This is a genomic window from Microvirga calopogonii, from assembly GCF_003347665.1.
In the GTDB taxonomy this organism is placed as follows: domain Bacteria; phylum Pseudomonadota; class Alphaproteobacteria; order Rhizobiales; family Beijerinckiaceae; genus Microvirga; species Microvirga calopogonii.
The window spans coordinates 81858-105088 of record NZ_QDGA01000016.1 but is presented as its reverse complement, the minus strand read 5'-3'; the positions used below and the strand labels follow the sequence as shown (position 1 = coordinate 105088).

General features: G+C 58.4%; 15 protein-coding genes and 1 tRNA gene. 5 read left to right on the top strand and 11 right to left on the bottom strand.

What is annotated here, in order from left to right; translation table 11 throughout:
- Position 1: 1 nt before the first annotated feature.
- The 10 genes from DDF70_RS14865 to DDF70_RS14820 form a co-directional block, all read right to left on the bottom strand.
- Positions 2-931, bottom strand: a complete 930-nt coding sequence (locus tag DDF70_RS14865; protein WP_162820417.1) for a glycosyltransferase family 4 protein — start codon at positions 929-931, stop codon at positions 2-4.
- A gap of 777 nt (positions 932-1708) precedes the next feature.
- Positions 1709-4351 (bottom strand): O-antigen ligase family protein, encoded by a 2643-nt coding sequence (locus DDF70_RS14860; protein ID WP_162820416.1) that lies wholly within the window; start codon positions 4349-4351, stop codon positions 1709-1711.
- Between the two features lie 8 nt (positions 4352-4359).
- On the bottom strand, positions 4360-5826 hold the full coding sequence (locus DDF70_RS14855; RefSeq protein ID WP_114945631.1) for a lipopolysaccharide biosynthesis protein: 1467 nt from the start codon (positions 5824-5826) through the stop codon (positions 4360-4362).
- Positions 5827-6443: 617 nt separating this feature from the next.
- Entirely contained in the window at positions 6444-7436 is a 993-nt protein-coding gene (locus DDF70_RS14850) for a right-handed parallel beta-helix repeat-containing protein (protein ID WP_162820415.1), read from the bottom strand.
- Positions 7437-7610: 174 nt separating this feature from the next.
- The gene (locus DDF70_RS14845) at positions 7611-8648 is read right to left on the bottom strand and encodes a GNAT family N-acetyltransferase (RefSeq protein WP_162820414.1); all 1038 of its coding nucleotides are present in this window, start codon (positions 8646-8648) and stop codon (positions 7611-7613) included.
- 311 nt (positions 8649-8959) lie between these two features.
- Complete coding sequence (locus DDF70_RS14840; RefSeq protein WP_114945628.1) at positions 8960-10066, bottom strand: polysaccharide deacetylase family protein; 1107 nt, start codon at positions 10064-10066, stop codon at positions 8960-8962.
- A 223-nt stretch (positions 10067-10289) separates the two neighbouring features.
- Entirely contained in the window at positions 10290-10937 is a 648-nt protein-coding gene (locus DDF70_RS14835; protein WP_114945627.1) for a sugar transferase, read from the bottom strand.
- Positions 10938-11377: 440 nt separating this feature from the next.
- Positions 11378-11462 (bottom strand) — tRNA-Asn (locus DDF70_RS14830).
- 554 nt (positions 11463-12016) lie between these two features.
- The gene (locus tag DDF70_RS14825) at positions 12017-12700 is read right to left on the bottom strand and encodes a GNAT family N-acetyltransferase (RefSeq protein WP_162820413.1); all 684 of its coding nucleotides are present in this window, start codon (positions 12698-12700) and stop codon (positions 12017-12019) included.
- A gap of 312 nt (positions 12701-13012) precedes the next feature.
- Positions 13013-15610, bottom strand: a complete 2598-nt coding sequence (locus DDF70_RS14820; protein WP_245435497.1) for an AMP-binding protein — start codon at positions 15608-15610, stop codon at positions 13013-13015.
- 1205 nt (positions 15611-16815) lie between these two features.
- On the opposite strand from DDF70_RS14820, the gene DDF70_RS14815 reads away from it, so the two are divergent.
- From DDF70_RS14815 to rimO, 5 genes are all read left to right on the top strand, one after another.
- Positions 16816-17004 carry a hypothetical protein gene (locus tag DDF70_RS14815; protein ID WP_114945625.1) on the top strand — a complete coding sequence of 63 codons (189 nt, stop codon included), beginning with the start codon at positions 16816-16818 and terminating at the stop codon, positions 17002-17004.
- Positions 16974-17696, top strand: a complete 723-nt coding sequence (locus tag DDF70_RS14810; protein ID WP_114945624.1) for a calcium-binding protein — start codon at positions 16974-16976, stop codon at positions 17694-17696. Before DDF70_RS14815 ends, DDF70_RS14810 begins: the two co-directional genes overlap by 31 nt.
- 41 nt (positions 17697-17737) lie before the next feature.
- Positions 17738-18895 carry a GNAT family N-acetyltransferase gene (locus DDF70_RS14805; RefSeq protein ID WP_162820412.1) on the top strand — a complete coding sequence of 386 codons (1158 nt, stop codon included), beginning with the start codon at positions 17738-17740 and terminating at the stop codon, positions 18893-18895.
- Between the two features lie 390 nt (positions 18896-19285).
- Positions 19286-20479 (top strand): glycosyltransferase, encoded by a 1194-nt coding sequence (locus DDF70_RS14800; RefSeq protein WP_162820411.1) that lies wholly within the window; start codon positions 19286-19288, stop codon positions 20477-20479.
- A gap of 484 nt (positions 20480-20963) precedes the next feature.
- Positions 20964-22280 carry a 30S ribosomal protein S12 methylthiotransferase RimO gene (gene rimO, locus DDF70_RS14795; RefSeq protein WP_114945621.1) on the top strand — a complete coding sequence of 439 codons (1317 nt, stop codon included), beginning with the start codon at positions 20964-20966 and terminating at the stop codon, positions 22278-22280.
- 250 nt (positions 22281-22530) lie between these two features.
- Here the strand turns inward: rimO and DDF70_RS14790 are convergent, their stop codons facing one another.
- On the bottom strand, positions 22531-23181 hold the full coding sequence (locus tag DDF70_RS14790; protein ID WP_114945620.1) for a nicotinamidase: 651 nt from the start codon (positions 23179-23181) through the stop codon (positions 22531-22533).
- Between the last annotated feature and the right edge of the window lie 50 nt (positions 23182-23231).

Here is a 23231-nt window from a genome sequence, read left to right as displayed (position 1 = left end):
CCTACTCCCATCGTCTTGCCTCGACGAAAGAGTCGATCATCGATAGCAGCGCTCCCGCATTCTTCGATTGATCGAATTCGCTCACCACGAGATCCCTTCCCCTGGTGGCGCGGCGCCGCGCCTCCTGAGGGTTCGATTGCACCTCCTCCAGCGAGCGGGCGAGGCCAGAGACGTCGTCAACCTCGAACAGCCACCCGGTCACACCGTCGACGACGATCTCGGGGATGCCCGTCAGACGGGACGCGATCACTGGCCTCTCATGCGCAAATGCTTCCACGATGACGGTTGGAAGGCCTTCCGTTTGGTTCCGCGGCCCGATGCGGCTTGGAACGACCATGACACTGGCTTGCGACATGGCCTTAGCGACGCGCTCGTTCGGTTGAGCACCATGAAACGTGACGCGATCCGTAAGTCCAAGATCCGCTGACAATGCCTCTAGCCTGCTGCGTTCCGGACCTCCCCCTAGAATGTCCAGGCGCCATTCTCCTAAGCGGGCTTGGGAGAGCGCTCTCAGCAGGACGTCGACCCCTTTCCTGTATTCGAGGGATCCGACATAGAGCACATGGAGCCGGTCAGACGGGTATAGAGTCGACGGGGTAATGCTCTCCAGAAATGCACCGACGTGGATAATGACCGGAGGCTTCGAAGCCAGCGCCGGAACATGCCTGAGGATGTACCGGCGATTGTACTCACTGATTGTGCGCACGAAGTCCGCTTCAGGGAGCTTGGTACTCAGGAGCGCCTGTGTCTCGAAGATATCATGAGCGTGGCAGCTGACGCTAAACGGCACGCCGGTCGCACGCCGTACGATCCATGCGCATGTCGCTGGGTGGCCGGCATATGCCGCATGAACGTGGTCACCGCCCCATTCGCGAATATCTTCCGCGATACGAAGCGATTTCGGCAGAATGAAGAGAGATTTCAGCATCATCACGGGGTCTCGCCGACAACCCACGAGAATGTCACGGATCATTCGACCTAAGACCCTTGGTCTTTTCAACAGCATTCGGATTGAAGCGGCGATTACGTCTCTCGATGCGAGATAGGCGAAATCGCGCGACCATGCGATAGTCTCCTTCGCAAAGTCATGAACGACCTCGTTCCGATTGAAATGCGTGAGATGGTAGATCCGGATGTCATAATTTCTCTGCGAGAATGCAATCACATCCCGCATGATGAAAGTCTCGGTTGTTTTCGGAAACTCCGTGACGATAACAGCCAGGCGTCTCCTTTCAGGCTTCGCATCCTTCTCGGCTATATAGCTCGGCGCGAGCTCAACTCTATTGGCTGATTGATGAGTCAACAAAAAGGTTTCCTTTCACCTGCCGGCCGCGGACAATTCGCTCAAGGATAGGTTGCGACATCGGAACTGAGCTTGTGAAACTTTGCTGGAGCAACTACTTTCATGAAGGCAATTTATGCTACCAGATTACGCGAAACTCATCTATTTGCTCCGAAGAGGTACAGCTTAATCCTGCAGTCCTGACCAAGTGAGGAAAGCCATTGACTTCCTTTCGGACAGGAGCCCACCGGCGCTGAACCGAGGGGCCTTGAACCCATGCATTACTTGCTCACGAAGCGTTCCAGATTGCGAAGTAACGGCAAGATGGAGCCAGGGGCGCCGTCCGGAGACGGCGGCTCCGGTCCTCGCGAAGAGGACTCCCCAAGAAGCTCAACTTCGACAGCCGACCCCGTGAGTCCCCGGCACCTAGGAGTTTGAGTAGACCTTCACGCGCGGCGCCTCGGTTTGTACTGGCTGCATGCTCGGCCTCTTCTTCCGCCCGAGGGTCGCGAACCCGAGGAGAAGAGCGGTTATAAAGACAAAGCCGATCACACCGCCCAGGACCATTCGCGCGATCCGCGGCAACCCCGCTGGACGAGCGCTGAACGCCGCCGGCTCGACGATCTCGATTGTCGGACCGAGTTCCCGAACATAGGCACTGTCGAGACGCCACCGGTTCTGTTCCTGCAGCATCCTTTCCAGGTTCTCGGCGACGCTCTTATAGCGTGCTTCAAGAAGCTTTGTCGTAGCCGTCAATGCATTCAGACCGAACAGAGCCTCCCGGGTCTCCTTCAAATCCTTCTGCAGGACCGGAATATCTGCCTGCCTCATGCTCTCCCGCTGGCGTTCCAGTGAAATCAGCCGGTCGGACAGGACGGAATGCTCTACAGTCTCATCGGGGATGCCCTGCTCAAGACGCAGAGAGCTGATCTTCTCCGAGATGCTATTCAGCTCCAGCTGTGCCTTTGCAATCTCGGTGCTATAGAACTTCGAAGGGTCTCTCTCGAAGAGTTGCTGACGCTTACGAAGGTAAGAATCGACATGTGCGGTTATGATTCTTTCCGCTAGTTCTGGATTGGCGTCCTGAATTCCTACGGCGATCATCGCGGCACCCTCAACGCGCCGAATGCGTAGTCTTTCAGCGAGATCCTTGGCGGCGGAGACTGTGGGATCAACGGCTCTTTTCGAAGGCTTGTCGGACTTGTCGAAATCTAGCAGGCCGCCCAACGTGTACACAGATCTCAGGGCTCGCATGGTTTGTGTCGCGACTCCCGAAAGGGCGGATTCCTTTGGCTCCGTGATTTTGTCCAATCCGATGTCGGCGACCGTCGACTCGATGACTTCGCGACTGCGAAGCAGGTGCATCTCGGTAAACAGGGCAGCGTCGAGTGAGACCTGGACGTTTTCACCCCAGTTCCGGTGCTCTTCGCCAGGCCTCACCGGGAAATATTCTCTGCCGAAACGATAGAGAAGTGTGCTTTCGGCGGTTGATTGCTGCGCCTGCAGCATCGGCACCAGCATGAAAGCAATCGTGACCGCTCCGATGAGATACTTGCGTTCTCGAACAATGCCGAGCACCTCGGCAGGAGACAGCGCCCTGTGCATCATTTTAGAACTCCATTCTTTCTTGACACGTAGTGGGATTGGCCGCGGCTTCGCTACATTACTGATCCGCCACAGCGACAGAAGAAGCGCGATTTCGATCCAGAAGAAGCGGAGAAATGCGCCGTGAAGGAAGAGAGCGGTCGCCAGGTAGCCGATGAATCCGAGACATAAACTCGTGGCAAGCGCCGCCTGGCGCGTATCATTCTTCGCGTACAACAGCCTCGCGCCACGTATCGCCACCATCAAGGCGACGATGATGATCGCGAGCAACTTACCGATCCCGAAGACACCTTCCTCCGCAAGCGCTTCAAGATAGAGGCTATGCGGATTAGGCGCGGCGCCAGGGTCGATCCCAGAAGCGAGGGCATACTGACCGTAGTGACCGGTGTATTGTCCGAGTCCGATCCCGACCAGGGGACTATCCCAGAACATACGCAGAGCGGTCCCCATCACGGCGATCCGGCCGCTCAGTGACGGATCGCTAATCGCCTGGTCTCCGGTCATCTGGATCTGGATGGCCTGAAGGATCAGCGCGATTCGATCGATAAACGCGCTCGGCATTGCGGCAATTCCCACCGCGCCCAGCAAACACGCTGCACCGAGAAGCCGCCAGCGCGCCCGAAGCGTCAGTATGCCGGCAATGACCATCGCCGCGATCGCCAGGATAGCGCCTCGAGAGAAGGTGAACAGTGTCGCGGCTAGAATTGCCAACGCACAAAGCAAGAACAGGAGGCGGACAACCGGCCTTTTCTCGATGTATGCGAGACCGCATGCAAGCGGCAGCGTAATGACGAGAATCTGTCCGTAGTAGTTGGCATCTGGTAGAGTTCCCGAGATTCTCCATTGGTGAACCTCGCCTGCGATCTGGTTCATGGCTGCCTGGGCGAACCCGAAGGCTGGGTCACTGAAGCTTCCTGAAAGGTATTGCTTCACACTGAGAAGCGCGATGGCTCCCATGGCCAATACTGTCGTGCGTATCGTCGTGCGCAAGCGGCTGCCCGACGTAAGATAGGCGATGACGACTGCCGCAGTGGCGAGATCTCTCGTTTGCTCGCTCAATCTCTCGAAAGTCGGCTCGAAATCCTCGACGTGGATAAGAGACAGCAGAGAGATGCTGAAAACGAATACAAGCAGCGGAATGAACAACAAACCGGCCGTCAAATCCTCTTTTCCAGCAGCCCAGCGGATCAGAAGGATGATCCCAAGGGCCACGGTCACGGGCGTTTGAATTCCTGGCAGCCCGTGCACATTGGATGCGACGCCGAACGCGTTCGTGACGGTACCGGCGACGAGCAAAGCCACGCCATATTGAGGCCACCGATACAGGATCGCCGCGCCAAGGAAACCGCCCAGCGCCAGTATCGTCTCGACCGGCGCCAAAGCGGTGGCAACGAGAAGCACCGCAAACAGAGCGAACGCAATGTTCTTGTGCGATTGCGTGAGCTTCATGGGATGAACCATCATCGTAGCCACTAGGATGACATCAACTGCTGCCGCTTCGGCCGCCTAATTGCGGCGACGGCGGACAGAAGGGATGGTGCACTCAATGCAAGTGCGACCACATAGCTCGTTACGCCAGCGGAGATCAGAATGATCAGCCTGACCAGATCCCCTTGGATATGGACGAGATTGTCGATACTCATCGTCACGCCTGCCATTACGATGGTCGAGAGCAATGGCCATCTCAGAGACCGGGCAAAATTCCTTGGGCCGATCCCGATGAGCCGATTGGCGATCACGAGGCGCACGATCGACAGGCTGATCATGATCCCGATCTGACCGACGGCGAATCCGACGACCCCCCAATGGGTGGAAACGAACGCAACAGGCGGAGCCAGCACCAGACCGAGGACATTCGTCCATGTCAGCACCCATGGCCGCCCCATGGCTTTGAAGATGTCCCCGACGTTGAAAGCAGCCGAATGCACCATCGCATAGGCAGCAAGAACTTGTACCACCGGGATGACATTGTGCCATTTCTCGCCATAGAGAACATGGACCAGGGGACCGGCCACGATCATGAGTCCTGCGGCGGCAGGCAGCGTTAATGCGGCAATGCCTGTCAGGCTATCCTCATAGGAGCGACGCAGGGCTGGAAGGTCGGTCTGGATGGCTCCATAGGCCGGAAACAAGGCTTGGCTCGCAGCCCAGCATATCCCCAGGATAATCTGGTCCGTCAAAGCGAAGGCAAGGACATAGACGCCCAGAGTCGCAACGTCGAGAAAGTGACCGATGAGCATATAATCGGCGTTCTTGCTGACGACACTCACGATACTGACAAGCGTCATCTGGATCCCGAACGGGAGGATATCGGAGACGATCTTGCGGTCCAAGGATAGACGGGGCGACCACCCGGCCAGCCACCAGAGCGCGACGAGGCCCACGACCATTCCTGTAATGTGACCGTAAATGAGGCTCCAGGCGCCGAAACCTGAAAATGCGAGTGCGACCGACACGACCGTCTTGGTGACAGCCTTGATGACTTCTGGAATGATCCGCTTCCGGAATGCCAAGTCCCGCTGAAGAAGGCCTACGAAAACGGAAGAGGGCCCGGCCAGGAGGAGACACACGGACAGAGCCCGCATGATCTCGGTCGATCGCTCATCAAAGAAGATCGCGGAAACGATCGGAGCGGCCAGGAACGCCGCTCCTCCCACCAGGATCCCGCCAATGAGACTGATGGCCATGGCCACCGCGGCAGTCTTTTCGGGGTCTTGGCGGCGCCAAACGACCGCGGCTCCCACCCCACCCTCGGAGACGGCCTCGAGTAACGCCAAGACCGCTAGACCTGCCGCCACCAAGCCAAAATCGTCTGTCCCGAGCAACCGCGCCAGGACAGCCATGTTCAGCAATGTGATTAGCTTTGTGCTTACAAACGCCAGATGCGCCCAGAACGCTCCAGCGGCAACCTTGCGGTTCAGCTCCTGCCGAGAAAACATCGATCTCTACCGCGACCCGGAAGCCTGAAACGTCGAGACGGAGAACCTGTGCATCATTGTTCCTTTTCATCAGAAGGAATTGGAACCACACTGCCCAGGACGCTTAGACCCCAAGCGGCGGATGCCTTTTCAATTCCATCTAAATCTAGCGCTGCCTCCCATCGCACTGCATTGATCTTCCGAGTTAGAGCCCTGCCACTTATTGGGCCTAAGGGTCCTTGGGGGATTGAACCGTCTAGGGAGGGCAGATCTCTAGCGGCGGAGAACAATGGCAATTACGGATAACCCCGTCCGCGTATTGCGTATCTTTTCCTATGAAATGGCTCGCGGCGTCCGCACGTGGTCCCTGTCCGGCGTGAGCATGGTCAGGGCGTCTGAGATCGACAGCACTCGCAACAAGGCCAGCATCCCGTTCTCTGGAGCGGCATGCCGGCCCATACTGGATGGCTGTCACTTGGCGGATCAAGAACCGCAGCCATTATGATCGCAATGAACAGCGCCGTCATATGGGCGCTGTTGCAAGGCTACAATCCACGGATCGCCGCGCTATGCGAGCTCATCTGAGCTCCGATCGAACCTGGAAACTGGACCGGTGGCCAATCTGCACGGTCACAAAATTACCACAGCGATTCAGGTTTATCGAGGATCGTGTTCACGTTGATGACGCTGTCGATCAATCCGGAAGCGCGCTGGTAGTCCCCATATGTCACTCTCCCGACGCCTCCCAATATATTCTGCGTTACGTTTATGTTTCGGGAAGGTAGCTCGATTTCCGTGTATTCGTTCGCGATCATGATGCCTTTGGCGGGCAAGCCGTTGCGATAGAATTCTTTCGCGTAGGTATGATAAACTTTGTTATCCTGGACGACTGTCGACGGAGCATTATCGAGATAAATGTTCACGCTATAATTATCGAAAGCGATGTTCTGAGAGATCCGAACGTCGTGGGTGGAGAGAGTTCCGATACCTTCGCCGTAGTTGCGATAGACCCGATTTCCGATGATGGCGCTTTTGTCTGAGGCCTGGAGGCTGATGCCCTGAGGCCAGCCTCCTTCTGACGTGGGCGAGACATTCTCCAGGCAGTTGTTCCACACCTCATTGCCTTCAATGAGATTCGAGTGCGATTGCCCGACCTCCGAGTGACCGACCCAGATGCCGGCCTTCTTACTGCCGCTGACTTTGTTGTTCGCGATCTTCACATCATGCGTTCCCCAGGCGGCAATGCCGCTGCGCGTCGAATTGCGGACGGTAAACCCTTGAAACGTAATGTTGCTAGCGCTGATCTGAACCAGGTTCGTATCCGGCGGCGCAGCTTCCCCATCGATTGTGACCTGCTCACCCGGCGCCGGCTCGAACACAACGGGAAGCTCGGGAGTACCGCCCGCCGTGATGACGACGATTTCCTTGTACAAACCGCCGAGGACCGTCACCCTGGTTCCTGGCTTTGCCTCTGCGGCGGCCTTGGTAATCGACCGGAGTGGGAGGGTCATCGTCCCTGGATTGGAATCGTTTCCCGACACCGAAACATAAAGCACTTCCGCCTTGCCGGGCACGATCTGAAGGATCGTTGCCGTCAGGAATGCGGAAGCCAGGATTTTTCCAAAGGCCATAAGCATCACTCCCGTGGTCCACTGTCAGGAACGCCTTCCCTTGAAGCAAGGTCAAACCGACAATTCTGCCTTCCAGATGCCACTTCTGCAGCTTGCGCTATCGAGCTGGATCTCCATGAGCACCGGCATCAACGCTCCGATTGTTGCGCTCGGGTGAAATATATCAATCCAGATTCATCGTAGTTTTGCGACACGGTCCATTTCCATGTAGATTCTATGCGCGGGTTTCAAGAGGGACTTGATCGCCGGTGCAGCTTTGACGAGTTGCGTGAGCTTCGAACGGCAGCTCCAGATCAAAGGATTCGTGACGACTGTTCCTTCGATGAGAGGCACTCTTCGGTTCGCAATCCTGAGCTTGTAGTCATTATCACCTCGTCCGAAATCGATCATGTTGATCCCGAGTTTTTGCGCCCCGGCCATCATGTCCAGCAACAGGAGAATTCCTGGAGAATAGCGTTGGAACTGAGGATCGTAGGTCGGGAACCAGTAGTGCCAGACGTTCCTGGACCGCAGTCCGAAATGCGCGGCGATCGGCTGCCCGCCGGCACGCAGCACTGAAAGCATTCCGGAAAATTCGGGCTTCCGATGCAAAGCGATCAACTCCATCAGCGCTCGGGCCCAAGGCCTTAAGAAGAGATCGGGTGTCCCGATGCGACGATAATGGGCCGATTTCCACTCGAGGCAGAATTCGAGCATCGACGGATCGGTCGATTGCAGCTCAACCTCGACAGGACCGACCTCCCGTTCGAGACGGCGGCGTTTCCGTCTGTGATCGGCATAGAGAGCCGTTGAACCGGGGGCTTCGCCCTGATCCAGGTCGACGACAGGCGATTCCGTTTCAATCACCCTCCATGGCTCGAACATGGCCTGTTGCGCCGGAACGTGGTTGAAGCACCAGGTTCTCAATCCGCAGCTTCGCATGATCGCCAGCATATCGCCCCGGTAGTCCGGCGGCGCGATAAGCCCGTGGTAATCCGATACGGGACCGCCAACCGGTTGGCCGAGGCCCAGAAAATTACGTTGGAACGGCAGGAATGCAGAGCCACCATCGATGACGCCCACGAACACATCGCGGCGCACCCGGGCCACCGCCTGCGTGAACTCCGGACGAAAAAAGGGGCTGAACAACAAAGGATTCGATTCCTGATGTTCACCCCAGCGAATAATCAACTCTTCAGGAAGCTCGCTTCCTGGAACAACAACCGCTTTCATCGAGTGACCCATTTTTGGGAACGAAGCCTAGTTATTGTGCAACTCTAAGCGCAGAGCGTCTCAAGAAATAGAACGCAAATGGGCTAGAACCCTTTTGCAACTACAGCAGCTTAGAGATGATTGGCGCTAGGCGCCGTCTTGCTTCACTTTTACGCGTCACAAAGCGGAGCGTTGGCCGGCCCGTGAGCCACCAACGCTCCGTGAGATCGAGCGTCGTACGATTATTCTTGTTCCGGGCTCACCCCTGAATTGAGCGCGCAATGCAGAGATACCCGCCGGACGTGAAGGCGATATGATGCGCCGTGGAGGAACTAGAACAGGGGTTTTCCCATTACGGCCGCCGTGGAGGTGCGAACCCTGAAAAGCGCCTCGCCATCCCCTATTCCGACATGATGGCGCCGGATGTCGAAGCGCTCGGTTCTCCCTGCAACATTGCTCCCGCCATAGAACGAGAACGCAACCCTATAGCCGGCCTCGCGGAGGGCCGCTTGCGTGCGGCCGTCGAAACTATCGGGAGAACCAACCGGATAGGCAAGCGATTGGATGTCGATGCCGAGGTGCTCCTCAAGCAGCCTCTTGGAAGACACCACCTCCTCCAATTGCTCCTCCTGGCTCAAATGACTGAGGAGCGGGTGAGAGTGGGTATGGGATCCGATCGCCATTCCGCCCTCGGACATCTCCTTCAATTCATCCTTGTCGATGAATATCCTTTCGTTCGGGCGGAGATCACCTGTTCCCGTTGCCAACCCTATCTCTCGAAGAAACCTGTCCTTATCGAGATCATGGCCAGATTTGTAGATCGCCAGCAGACGGTCCAGTACCTGCATCCAGCTCGCACTCAGGTCGAAACTCAAACGTTCTGGATAGTTCAGGACCATTTCGGATTTCTGCGACGTCTTGAGCATGTAGGCAATCTGATCCCACCAGGGAAGCTGCGAACCGCCGATATACGACGTGCAGATGAAGAACGTTCCCTGTACTTTATGTCTTTGTAGAATTGGGAAAGCATAGTCGTAATTGTCTTTGTATCCGTCGTCGAATGTCAGAAGGATCCCCGTTCTACGGAACGTCTCCTTTCCTTCTACGAATGCGATCGCCTCATCCATAGAGCTGATATGATAATTTTTCTTGATCCAGCGAACCTGTTCCTCGAAGTCCCTCGGGGTTGCCGAGTATAAATTCGGGTCCCCAGCAGTGTTGCCGATAGAGCCGATGCGATGATAGTTGAGCACCACCAGGCAGTTCCGCTGCGGGAATTTTTCCAACATCCGCACGGCACCTGTCGCGACCATTGCCGAGGCCAGCCGCTGCCGCTTCGACCTCTTCTGGTATCCGACGACGCCATTGTGGCTCGTCCGGATATTCATTTGACCTTGAACCGCCATCAGCCGAACAATTCCTCCCGTCATCATGTTCATTGTTTGCCAGTTCCCGCAAATCTGAAGCGGCTGACACGTGGGTATTTGATCACTGAGCGTGAGGCAAACTACCCAAGATCTACGGTGCTTGAAACGCTTCGCTCAGTCTCTTACAAGCTACCTCATTCGAGCCGTGACAGAGACCCTTTTTGACAGTGTCCTTACCCATGCCATTGTCATAAGCCCCTGCCCCGAGCTTAGCCCCGGGTAAGAGCGTTGACGGTCACCGGGACCCATCCATCGTGACGACGCAGACGACAGTCTTGAAGAGGATGGCGATATCACGCTTGAAGGACCAATTCATAACATAGTCCTCGTCCAGCTTTACGCGATAAGGATATGAGGTGTTGTTACGCCCGCTGACTTGCCACAGGCCGGTTATGCCCGGTCGGGTTCGATAGTAGAAGTGCATCGACTTGTTGTAGTGCTGAACTTCCTCTGACGTGATGGGACGCGGCCCCACAAGGCTCATGTGCCCCCACAGCACGTTGAAAAACTGAGGCAACTCATCAAGGCTCGTCTTGCGCAGGATCGCACCGAGCGGTGTTATACGCGGGTCGTTTTTCAGTTTTTGATTTTGCTGCCACTCCTCCCGCGCTTCGGGATTGCTCTCCAGATGTCGCGCAAGCACCTCGGCCGCATCAACGACCATCGTACGAAACTTCAAGCACGGAAACACCGAACCGGAAGGCCCAAGTCGCATATGCCTGATAACCCCGGGGCCGCCATCCGTTATGATGATCAACAGATACACCGCGGCCATCAACGGCGCCAGGAATATAATCGCTAAAGCACTCATAACGACATCGAAAATACGTTTCGTGTCTCCGCCGGTCAGCTTAAACCGGAGAACCTGGGCTGCTTCGTGCATTGATTACATCCAGTACAGAATTAAGGCTACATTCGCCGATGAGGGAAGGTGTGCAGGATCGCCTCTTGCGAATTTCGACACCCTTTGATCTCGAATTATTTGGCCTGCCTGGAATTAAACAAGACCATCAATCGCAGTACAACTTTAGGAACCAGTTTCTTCAGCGCCGGCTAGGTCACGAAATCGACCTTCCTGAAGTAGCTCGAAAGGGACACGCAGGATCCTCCGGCAATGAGGGCCCTTTCGCCCGCACGACTTGGATCCGTCTTGTGGGTGAGCTCGATGCTTGTTACCTACACGCGTGCAGCAATTTCTTGAGAGAACGCGTCCGACTTTTCACCGCATACGACGTGGCAAGATGCGAGATGAACGCGCTCACACTTATCCGCTTCATCACCTCGCCCAAATGCGGGTACGACGAGCAACGCAGACAAATGGAATGGCTCCCAGAGAGGGCCTCGAACCCCCACGCCTTGCGGCGGCGCGTCAACAGCACGCTGCGTCTTCCAATTTCGCCATCTGGGACCATACGACCGCATTTAAGGAGATCGATCAGGCGGATCCTTTAAATTTGTTTGATCCGAAGTCTGCCGATCACCTGACAAGAATGATCATCAGTTTCTTCCGAACTGCAATATTCGATGGGTGGATAATGTGAATTACTCCAATCCTCCGACACTACCCGCAATCCAGGGAAAGCTTCACCTTGTGAATTAACGCTCATGAGCGAGTCAGCGGGCCGACACCGGTACAGGTTCATTGCTTCGCCCAACCGGCATACAAGCATATCCGGTTTGCGATTCGAGCTGTCGTGTCGACAATGTGAATCGGAACATCAAAACAGCCGGACTCACAGGTCGGGCAATCAGTTCACGCGGCACTCTGACAGAGGGCGCCCCCTTCCCTCGGGCGCGTGGCTGCTCATGGGCGCCCGTGTGGTCTTTGCAGAACGGCTGTATGGACTTCGACTCGTCGGTTCGACGACCTCCCGCTGCAACACCGGCTGAAATGGGCTCACGGGGCCACATACTGGACCTCCGAAGTGGTTCATGCCGAACCGGCTGGATCCTGCTTCGAACTCAATCGCGCGCCATGCGCGAACGATTCTTGATCCGGAACACCACTGGACTGCCTGGGCTGGTGCAAGACAGCCTCGGGCTCTTGCCTCCGAGCACAACCGCTTTTCCGACGCTTTTAAAACCAGCCCGTCTAAGGGCCTTCAGTGATGGTTGATTATGTACCTCGACATAACTGACAAGCCGTTTGTGAATCCCCTCTCGCGTCAGGGAATGGAACGCCCTGCTGACACCAATTCCGCACAGATGCCGGCCTCGGAAGGCTAGCGCAGTGAATGATTTGTACATGTAGATATAATCATGCCGGAAATAGGCGGTCAGATGCTTCGAGAGCGGCGTCGGCCCTGTCGCATACCAGGTATACGATCCCAGGATTCCGTTCTCTACAAAGCCATAGCATAGGTCTCCTCGAGCAAAAGCGGCTGAGAGGAAGCTGGGATCTAGTTCGAGAGAGAGATCCTGCTCGGAGAAACGTCCGAGTTCGTCCGGGCCAAGGAATTTCCATCGTTCGTCCTGCCCGGCTATCAGGCTCCAGTCCAAATCGCCTGGCTCCAAGGTCATGACCTTGAAGATCAGCAATATGATCGCACTGTTGGCAAGCCGGTAGGTGGCATAGAGAGCCGCATTGGCGACACCATAGCGCTTCAGATAACGGGGAAAACTCACGTACAGAATCTTCAGCAGCAATCGCATGGCTTCCTGGTTCGGTTGACCAATCTCTGCTGCTTGGCCGCATTTCTGCATGGCTGGGAAGGGAGACGGGTTGAACAGTACTCACCCCGCCATAGGCCGCGAGGTATTCCCGAGGTCTACAGCCTAGCTTCGGATCCGATATGTGTCAGGTAGTCTTCAGCGGTAGTACCTTCTCCGGAACGTCGCATGTTCAGAGAAGGACCGAATGCTTCGCTCTGCATGAGATCCATGCGCTGGCTCCCCCGGGACGGCTGGGGTCATCGCGGATTTCCACGGAGGAAGAACGCTCTCTGCCGCATGCTCTGCTTATTGCAGTCGAACGGTCCCGGCCGTTGCCGCGGCCAGTCGCTGCCGTAGATGGTCCACAAGCAGCTCCGCGCCGAATGTGAGGCAATCACGGTGTCCGCCGGGCACTTGGACCACTTCGAGGCGGGGGCTGATGCGCCGCCAGGCCCTGCCGTCATAGTCGGCTGCGTAGAAGACGACAGGCACATCGAGACGTGTCGGAAGATATTGCGCCATGGCAAATGCGTAACCGTCCCACAACAATGGCGGAACTCCATCATTGGAGTTCAACAGGACCTCACGAAGCCTTGCACCTTTCTCGCACATCGGCAGGCTCAAGAACCGCGTCAAGCGGTTCGCCCGCTCGCTCAGCGGCAACTTGAGGAACCATTCCAGCCAGGCGAAATGCTCGTGTATCTGGCCGAGGCGCCGCGGTGAAACCAGACCCTTCATCATCCTGAGAACAGCCCGCGACATAGGGCGGGCCCCGACGATCGGCGGGTCGACCATGGCGACCATCGCCACCTCGTGACCAGCCTGTACCAACAGGCGGGCCGTTTCGAAAGCCACCATGGCGCCGTTGCATTTGCCGCCGAGAAGGAAGGGCCCTCTCGCCTGTCTTTCCAGAATGAGCGGCAGCCGATCGGCGGCCATCTTCTCGATCGTCGATGGTATCGCCTCTCCACGCAGACCGTGCGGATCTATGGATGTGATCGGATGATCTCGGCCGAGAAGTTCAACGACCCGCCTCAGGCTCGAGTGGCCGCTGGCGAGATCCCCATGGAAGAAATACAAGGGTGATTGATTGCTTTCGGCGTGGAACTCGAAGATGGGCGATACGGGCGCAATCGGAACACCGGCAATTTTCGGCACGAGCTGGCGGATGGTTTCCGCGCCAAACAGGATCGTCTCGGGTAAGGGGCGTCCGACGAGGCGCTCGACTTCAAGCAGCATTTCCGTCGCCAGAAGGGAATCTCCACCACATTGAAAGAAGTCGTCGTCGACCGATAGTGTTCTGGATTTCAGGAGCCTCTGCCAAATGGTCAACAATTCGGCTTCGAGATCCAATGGCTTCGCAGCAGCGTCGACTTTCGGGGATGCAGGGACAGGATTCGCCGGCGTTCCGAACGCTTCGCTGAGCCGTCGCCGCAGAACCTTTCCGGTCGTTCCCTTGGGCAATTGATCAAGGATCAAAATGCGCTGTGGGATTTTGAACGAAGCCAGTTCGCCTTGCAGGAATTTGCGGATTTCGGCCGGCGTGACTTCCGCGCCCGGACGCAGAACGATGGCTGCTGCGATATCCTCGCCGAGGCGCGGATGCGGGATCTTGAAGGCCGCGGCCTCGGCGACAGCCGGGTGACGCAGAAGCGCGACGTCCACTTCGAGCGGAGCGATTTTCTCTCCTCCGCGATTGATGATCTCGCTCATGCGGCCGTGCAGTGTCAGGAAGCCGTCGCCGTCGAGACTGCCGATATCGCCGGTCCGAAACCAGCCTTTCACGAAGGAATCCCGGTTGTGTTCAGGCGCGTCGAGATAGCCCGCCATTACGGTCGGGCCACGTACCCAGATTTCTCCACGCTCTCCAGTCCGCAGCGCGTGCCCGTCCGCATCCACGATCATCACCGTGCCTGGCCAGGGCTGTCCACAGGTTCGCGGCTTGCTTGAGCCCGGTGCCGGCTGGTTGGCTGCGATCTGCGCGGCCTCGCTGGAGCCGTAATGCTCCAACACAGGAACCCCAAGGATCCACTCCAGGCCGTCTCTGACGTCGTTCGGAAGCGGCGCGCCACCCGACGTGATGAAACGAAGGGTGTGCGACATCGGCGCGCCCGACAGGCTTTTGACCTTCTCCCACATGGAATTGTGGAGCGTTGGTCCCGCCGAGTACCAGGTCGATCGCAGGACGTCGAACCATTCCTCCAGGGCAAGGACGGCGATGTTCGATGGAATCGCGACACTGCCGCCCGTCAGGAGCGGAGTGAAAATGGTCACCTTGAGCCCGTGGGAATAATAGGATGGCGATACGCTCAGACAGCGGTCCTGCGACGTGAGCCCGAACCAGGCCTGAAGTCGCGAGGCTGCAGCCAGCATATTGGAGTGGCTGAAAGGGATCAGCTTCGGCTCTGCGGTTGTTCCGGAGGTCTGCAGAATGAAGGCCGGCGACGAAGGGTCCGGTTCGGTATCGGCGACGGGAGAAGCAGGGGAGTGAACGGTGATATGGAGTCCGAGCCTGCCCTGCCCGACCGGGCCGGCCTCCATGACGGGAAGACCTCTCTCCTCGGCCATTTGGCGTGCTTCCGAAGCGCCGCCTCGCGGAACAAGGAGACCGTTCAGGCGCAGCATGTCCAGGCGTCGACCCAGCTCCGAGAGGGGCAGTCGAGGATCGAGCGGAACTGCGATGCTGCAGCATGACACGGCCACGATGGCGAGAACCGCTTCAGGCCCGCTCGGCATCAACACTCCAATCCGGGCGCCGCACCCGAACCCCGCCTGGCGCAGCCGATGGCGGATCCCATCGAGCTGGATCTGAAGATCCTGGTAGGTCATGGGCGCGAAAGCGGATGAAACGATCGCGGGTTGCTGGGGGAGACGTTCGGCATTGTGGCGGATCGTCTGAGCCAAGGTGGTTTGGGTTTCAGACTGTGTTCCAAGCGCAGGGGGCGATGCATCTGCAGGGTGGCCCAAATGAGCCGGCTTCTCATTCTGTAGGAGCAAATACCCCTCCCTGAACTTGGTACCCCTCGCAGAGAACGCCAACACCGCGCCGTCATCACGGAAACGTGACGGTTGCCCGTTTACACTGCACTAAGTCACTGGAATTACACAGGGCTCAAAATGATTGAGCGAGGATCAAACGGATGATCGACCAACTCTCCCTTATTGACCCAACAGCAGTGGAGATGAGTACCTCGGGATAGTCGGCAGAATTTTAGCCTAGGTTATTTACAAGGATCAGGAGGTGTGATCAGGGCTCGCTATAGGACCTCTGCCGCCCCTCGCCGCCAGGTTGCTGCGTGGCCTTGATGGACATGTTCCGGGAGCCGGCAGCGAAGGCATGCGCCTGCCGGCAAGGTTTTCCGCGGGCCCATGGCGAAGCCTTGCAGCATGCGTTGCTCTGTCTCGGGACTAGACAGGCGCCAAGGGATTACCTCATAGTAGGGAAATTGCTGCGGTGAGGATTAAAATGATCTTGCTTTTAACGGCAGCCTTGCTGGGCGGTCTTATCACATTTGCTATGCTCCTGCCCTACGGGCTTGTTGCCGCTTTTGCCGGAGCACCTTTCGGCGGCAGTCTCACAGCCCTCTTGGCGGCTCTCGTCCTGGCCCATTTGAGAACGAGAGCTGAGCGTAGCGCTTAGCATCGCACATGTATGTTGGCACAGCCACGACAGCAAGCCGCCAGACACGGCCCACTCCCAAAGCATCGGATCCGATGCTCATTTCTTAGACCCGGTGCATGGTTCGAGAGCTGCCCCCGGGTCCGCACGCCGCAGCAGGCCGGCATTGCGCGACGATGCGCTTCCTCCAGTCACAATCTGTAATTCAGAATGATCGCATCCAGGTTGTCGAGGAATGCGGCAACGCGATCAACCTGCCGTGAAATCCTTCCTTTGGTTAGATCCAATTACCACCAGAATATCCTGCAATGAGACTTAGTATTAGAAAGAGTCCTAAAGTGAGGTAGGGATTATACCCTATTTAGAGCTATTTTTTTCTTATCTTATCGCGGCAATATATTGTCCCACGGGCATAGCGACGATGAAGTCAAGATCTTCATCCTAGGAAGAATGCCCAAGTTCCATGAGCTACCGAGCAAGACGTTCGGTCATGAGCAAGGCTGGGACCATGAAATATCTGAACTGGGACGGAACATTCGAATTCGGCATCCAATGGGGTGATCTCGGCACACCGGGCGACCCGCCCACGGCAACTCAGCCGCCCGAGAAAATGGGAGGGGACATTTCCGGCGTTGCCAGCATTGCCACATGGGCGACGCCAGCGACCAACACACGCTGAACGGGACCGGCAATGCGGACCTCATCTTTCTCGAGCGCAAAGGTTACAGCACGCCGCTCCTGGTGAACGTCACGAAGATTTACGGCGGAGAAGGGAACGACCTGATCGACTTGACCTCCGACCGGTTCACTTATGGCGGCGCGACGCTCGGCGGCGGGAACGGAGACGATACGCTTCTCGGCAATGTGGGATGTGACTGGCTTTATGGAGGCGCCGGAGCGGACCGGCTCAAAGGTCACAGCGGAAACGATTACTTGAGCGGAGAAGCTGGGAACGACTATCTCTTTGGCGGCCGTGGTAACGACAAGCTGAATGGCGGTAACGGAAACGACTTTCTCTGCGGACAGCTCGGCAAGGACGTTCTCCTGGGCGGCCGCGGCAAGGACACTTTCGTGTTCGACGTCACTCCCACCAAAGGGAACATGGACACGATCACCGACTTCAATGTGCGGGACGATACGATCCAGCTCGTTCGGTCGATCTACACCAAAGCGGGACCAAAAGGGTGGCTGAAGGAATATGCGTTCTGGACCGGATCGGCCGCCCACGACGCGAACGATCGCATCATCTATGACTCCAATTCGGGCAATCTTTACTACGATCCCGACGGAACAGGCGGTGCTTCTCAGAAATATATCGCCAAACTGTCTCCTCACCTGGCCGTCACGCACAAAGACTTCTTCCTCGTCTAAGGGGCTATCGACAGATGCGGGGGGAGCCTCTTTCCATTTGCGTGGCTGGCACGGCTCTGACAGTCGAGGTGGTCAGTGACCTCCCGCATCTCGAAGCCCTCGAGGGCGAGTGGAATTCCTTAGCCTGGGGCATCCCATGGCCCATGGCCCAATTCGGGTGGATCATCTCGGCCGCCCGAGCCTATCAGGACGACAGGCTGTGCATCATCGTCTTGCGGAAGTCCGGCACAATCCAGGCTGTAGCACCCTTCGTTCTGCGTCGCTACGGTCTGGCACATCGGCTGGAATGCCTCGACCACAAGCTTTCGGAGCCGCAGCGCCTGATCGCTCGCAACGAGCATTACCTTCAACTCCTGCTCAAGGTTTTGAGAATGGCGCGCTACCCACTGCTTCTACGGGGTAGCGCGACCACGAGCGAGGATGTTCATGAGTTCAAAAGGCTGACACGCGCCGGCCTGTGGGTGGAAAAAACGAGTGGCAGTCAGGATTCCTTCGTTCCATTCAGCGATATCGGCCAGGATCTCGAAGAGCGCATGTCAACGAAGCGGCGCTGCACACTCAGGCGGAAGCGCAGGGCTGCGGAGAAGCACGGAACGGTCCGCTTCACCATCACGCGCCCTCGCCCTGACGAACTCCCCGAGCTTCTCGACGAATTCTGCAGGGTCGAGTCCTCCGGCTGGAAGGGCCGGGCTGCAACGGGCCTGCAGTATGACAGCAAGCGCTCCTCATTTTTCCGAATGTACTCCACCCGGATGGCCCATGAAGGAGCCCTTCGCCTCGGCTTCATGACGATCGGCAACGCGACGGCGGCTGTTCGCCTCGACGTGATATGGGCCAACAAGTCATGGGAGCTCGAGATCGGCTACGATGAACATTTCGCACATTGCTCGCCCGGATTGCTGTTGAGCCATGAAGCGCTCAGGCACGGCCAAGCGGAAGGGCTTCTCGGGCACCATTTTCTCGGTGAGGCGGAACCCTGGCACGACACCTGGGCGGCCAACAAGGTGAACAGGGTCACTCTGCGATACTATCCTACGACGATGTCCGGGATGTCGGCGCTCTTTCAGGATGCGTTGTCCCGTGTCGGTCGCACGATCAGGAGACGGCGGCGCCTTCTCTCCGCGGACGGAAAGGGCGCACCAGGAAAATCGGACGCTCATCTGAAAGAGAATCGAACGAACCCCATGACGGCGACCTGAGCAATGCGAAGGGAGCTTCCCCCCTCGCCGCTCCCATGGCACCCGGCCATGGCCGCTCGCGGATGAGAGCTGTTTCCACCTGCATCGCTCGAGGCGGACCCGGAGGGCCGCGATGGCGAAAACCGGCCCCTCTGTCCTGCACGATGCTCTAGCCACCCGCTGGCGGGGATAGACGGATGCACCGTGAGAGGCTCCCGACTCTCATACCAATTCTCACTCACGGAGACCCTGTCAGGGAGGGTAATCTGCCGATGCGCCGGATTACGAATGAGCATCGGATGGATCCTGAAAGCGGTTCCATGAGGAACGTTCATGCCAGACGGCAGTCATGCACCCGTTCCCAGCCATTGTCAGCGCCACAACTCTAATACGTACGCGAGGCGAACGCCCTTGAACCATATCGGAAAAATCGAACGGCTCCTGCGGCTGCCCGACGCTATCGCGAAACCGGAAACAGATCGCCACATGCGCATCGCACTCTTTCTCACCAGCCTGGATGGCGGCGGAGGCGAGCGGGCTCACGTGATGCTTGCCAATGCATTGGCAGCCAGCGGCCATGAGGTCGAGCTTATCGTCGCCAATCGCGCAGGGCCTTGCGAGGCCCTGATCTCGCCTGCGGTGCGCGTCACGGATCTTGGAGCCGGGCGGGCGATGCGCAGCCTTCCGAAGCTCGTACGCGCGTTGCGGGCGAGCCGTCCCGACATACTGGTCTCTGCCCTGGTAGCGGCTAATGTGCTGGCTGCACTTGCCGGTCGGTTCGTCCCGTGGCTCCCCATGATCGCGATCGAACACGGCGATATGAACGCGGTTTATCATGTCGACAAAAAGAGGATCGCCGGTCTTCTCGCATACCGGCTTGCGCCCTGGGTCTATGGTCGGTTCGCGCGCATCTTCTGCGTCGACCAGAGCAGCCTGCTCTCGGTGGCCGCGTTCACGCGGCGGCAAGACCTGCCTCTCTCGGTCATGCCCAATGTGGTGATTGGCGACAACATCGATCAATTGGCCGCCGAGGAGGTCGATCACCCATGGATGGGGGGCAAGCTTCCGGTGTTCCTGAGCGTCGGACGCATGGTCGAGCAGAAGAACCATTCACTGCTTCTTCGTGCCTTTGCCCGGGTTCTTGAGCAGAGACCGGCCCGTTTGATCATCCTGGGGGATGGTCCGCTCAGAGAGGAATTGGAGCAGGAGTGCCGAGCACTGGGCCTGCAGGACCATGTGGACATGCCCGGCTTCAGGAACCCCTTTCCGTTCCTGGCCGCTGCATCGGCCCTGGTGCTGAGTTCTCGCTGGGAGGCGCTGCCGACGGTTGTCATTGAGGCCCAGTATGTGGGCTGCCCCGTCGTCGTGACCAAAGCTTCCATGGGCACCCTCGAACTGGTGGGCTTCGGACGCTACGGTCGAATAACGGAGCAGGATTCCCCGAAGGCGCTTGCGAACGAGATGGCCGCCGTGCTGGACGCCGAGATCGACAGGCAGAAGCTCCGCTCCCAGGGAGGCAAGTACACTGGCAACGCGGTGGCGCGCCTCTATGAACGGGAGTTCGAGGCGGTCATAGACGAAGCCTCAAGAGAAGGAGCGCGCTGAGGCCGGTCTTTAGAGCGTCGGAGCGCACGGTCGTGCTGGTCGATCAGGGTCCTCCCGCCGGACCGCGTTGACTTCTGGGGCGCACGGGCTGATGCGAGCCGTCGTCATGGGCGATTTCGGTCTCCCAGCCGTCTACCGCAACACGGCCAGGCTTCAATGCCCACGGGATGGGTCGACCGAGGCTCCCTCGCTTCGCATTGCGGGAAATCCCCGCGTCAAACCGGATGTTGTAAAGGCCAACCCGGTGTTGTAAAGGCACATCGCGTCTTAAGTCGCGCGGTCCTGATGTGTTGGAACGCCTGCGCGAGGCGCTGGATCGATCCAGGCGACATCGCCGGCACGTCCTCAGTGCAATCCTGCCGGACCGTACCGAGTGTTCCTGCCCTCGATCGACAGGTTTCCCCGTCGTGGATTCGTCACGATGCGCCGCTCCCGGCAGGTGCCTCGCGGATGTCAGTTTCGATTAGATAAGTGGATTTTGCGGATGAATGCTCCCGCGCCGAAAGTCTCGTTCGTGTCCCTGGGCTGCCCGAAGGCCCTGGTGGATTCCGAGCGCATCATCACCCAGCTTCGCGCCCAAGGTTACCAGCTGACCAAGGAGCATGACGGGGCCGACGTGGTGATCGTCAACACCTGCGGCTTCCTCGACAGCGCCAAGGCCGAGTCCCTCGAGGCCATCGGCGAGGCCATGGCCGAGAACGGCAAAGTCATCGTCACCGGCTGCATGGGTGCCGAGCCCGAGCAGATCCGCGACCAGTTCCCGAACGTCCTGGCGATCACCGGGCCTCAGGCGTACGAGTCCGTAGTCTCGGCCGTACATCAGGCCGTGCCGCCGGCCCATGATCCCTTCGTGGATCTCGTTCCGCCCCAGGGCGTGAAGCTGACGCCGCGCCACTACGCCTACCTGAAGATTTCCGAGGGCTGCAACAACCGCTGCTCCTTCTGCATCATTCCGAAGCTGCGCGGCGACCTCGTCAGCCGTCCCATCGCCGACGTGCTGCGCGAGGCTGAAAAGCTCGCCAAGGCCGGCGTGAAGGAACTGCTGGTCATTTCCCAGGACACCAGCGCATACGGCCTCGATATCAAGTACCAGCCCAGCCTGTGGAAGGACCGCGAGGTCCGCACTCGGTTCTTCGAGCTCGCCAGGGAACTCGGCGATCTCGGCATGTGGGTTCGCATGCACTACGTCTATCCCTACCCGCATGTGGACGAGGTCATCCCGCTGATGGCCGAGGGCAAGATCCTTCCCTACCTGGATATCCCCTTCCAGCACGCCTCCCCGCGTGTCCTGAAATCCATGCGGCGCCCCGGCAACCAGGAGAAGACCCTAGAGCGGATCCACAAATGGCGCGAGATCTGCCCCGATCTCGCCATCCGCTCGACCTTCATCGTCGGCTTCCCCGGCGAGACGGAAGAGGACGTGGATTTCCTGATGCAATGGCTGAACGACGCCAAGATCGACCGCGCCGGCTGCTTCCAGTACGAGCCGGTCCAGGGCGCGCCTGCGAACGACATCGACGGCGCGGTTCCGCCGGAGGTGAAGGAGGAGCGCTGGCACCGCTTCATGCAGACCCAGCAGAAGGTCAGCGCCAGGATTCTTAAGAACAAGGTCGGCAAGACCCTCCCCGTGATCATCGACGAGCAGGGCGCCACGGTCGCGACCGGCCGCACCAAATACGACGCCCCCGAGATCGACGGCGTCGTCTACGTGGCCTCGAAGGCGCCGCTGAAGCCCGGCGAGATCGTCAACGTGAAGATCGAAAGCTCGGACGAGTACGACCTCCACGGGACGGTGGTTTAGGGCGCAGGCCGATCCCCATACTCCACGTCATCACCGGCCTCGTGCCGGTGATTTCATTTCAACCCTCCCACCTCATCCTGAGGAGCAGCAAAGCTGCGTCTCGAAGGATCGTCCAGAGCTCTCTAGAGGCGCCCCCGTCCTTCGAGACGGATTGCTGACGCGATCCTCCTCAGGATGAGGGCTTCTGAGGGCAACTGCCATAAAGGCCACACGTGGATGCCCGGCACAAGGCCGGGCATGACGGTAGAGTTCAAGCCCCGACGATCTGCTCGCTCCGGATCGTATGAACGCCCGCCGACTTCAGGTCTTGCCGGGCATTCTCGAGGGATCCATTCGTGTCGATGGCCCGCGACGCGTCCTCGATCAGAAACGTCTCGAACCCGGCCTCCACCGCATCGAGGGCCGTCCAGGCGACGCAGAAGTCCAGGGCGAGCCCGACGCAGAAGACCCGGCGAAAGCCCCTCTCCTTCAGGTAACCGGCAAGCCCGGTCGAGGTCAGCCGGTCCGCCTCCTTGAAGCCCGAATAGCTGTCGATCCCAGCATTGTAGCCTTTGCGGATGACGAGCTGCGCGTGCGGGATCGCGAGGTCACGGGAGATCTCTGCGCCGGGCGTCCCCTGCACGCAATGATCCGGCCAGAGCACCTGTGAGCCGTAATGCAGCTCGGTCGTCTCGAAGGGCTGCTTGGCGGGATGGCTCGACGCGAAGGAGGCGTGTCCCTCCGGGTGCCAGTCCTGCGTCAGCACCACGTGGCGGAAGTGCTTCGCGAGCCGGTTGACAGGGCCGATCACCGCATCGCCGTCCGGCACGGCCAGCGCACCGCCCGGCAGGAAATCGACCTGCACATCCACGACGATGAGGACGTCGTGCTCACCTGGCTTGATCGTGATCCGTTCGGTCATCGCTCATTCCCTGTGTCTTTGGGGACCGATATAGCGGCCGCAAAGAAAAA

Coding starts and splice junctions, on each gene's coding strand:
- DDF70_RS14840 (WP_114945628.1), bottom strand. CDS start 10,066: ATGAACATGATGACGGGAGGAATTGTTCGGCTGATGGCGGTTCAAGGT.
- DDF70_RS14810 (WP_114945624.1), top strand. CDS start 16,974: ATGGGCGACGCCAGCGACCAACACACGCTGAACGGGACCGGCAATGCG.
- DDF70_RS14855 (WP_114945631.1), bottom strand. CDS start 5,826: ATGTTTTCTCGGCAGGAGCTGAACCGCAAGGTTGCCGCTGGAGCGTTC.
- DDF70_RS14850 (WP_162820415.1), bottom strand. CDS start 7,436: ATGGCCTTTGGAAAAATCCTGGCTTCCGCATTCCTGACGGCAACGATC.
- DDF70_RS14790 (WP_114945620.1), bottom strand. CDS start 23,181: ATGACCGAACGGATCACGATCAAGCCAGGTGAGCACGACGTCCTCATC.
- DDF70_RS14845 (WP_162820414.1), bottom strand. CDS start 8,648: ATGAAAGCGGTTGTTGTTCCAGGAAGCGAGCTTCCTGAAGAGTTGATT.
- DDF70_RS14815 (WP_114945625.1), top strand. CDS start 16,816: ATGAGCAAGGCTGGGACCATGAAATATCTGAACTGGGACGGAACATTC.
- DDF70_RS14860 (WP_162820416.1), bottom strand. CDS start 4,351: ATGATGGTTCATCCCATGAAGCTCACGCAATCGCACAAGAACATTGCG.
- DDF70_RS14835 (WP_114945627.1), bottom strand. CDS start 10,937: ATGCACGAAGCAGCCCAGGTTCTCCGGTTTAAGCTGACCGGCGGAGAC.
- DDF70_RS14865 (WP_162820417.1), bottom strand. CDS start 931: ATGATGCTGAAATCTCTCTTCATTCTGCCGAAATCGCTTCGTATCGCG.
- rimO (WP_114945621.1), top strand. CDS start 20,964: ATGAATGCTCCCGCGCCGAAAGTCTCGTTCGTGTCCCTGGGCTGCCCG.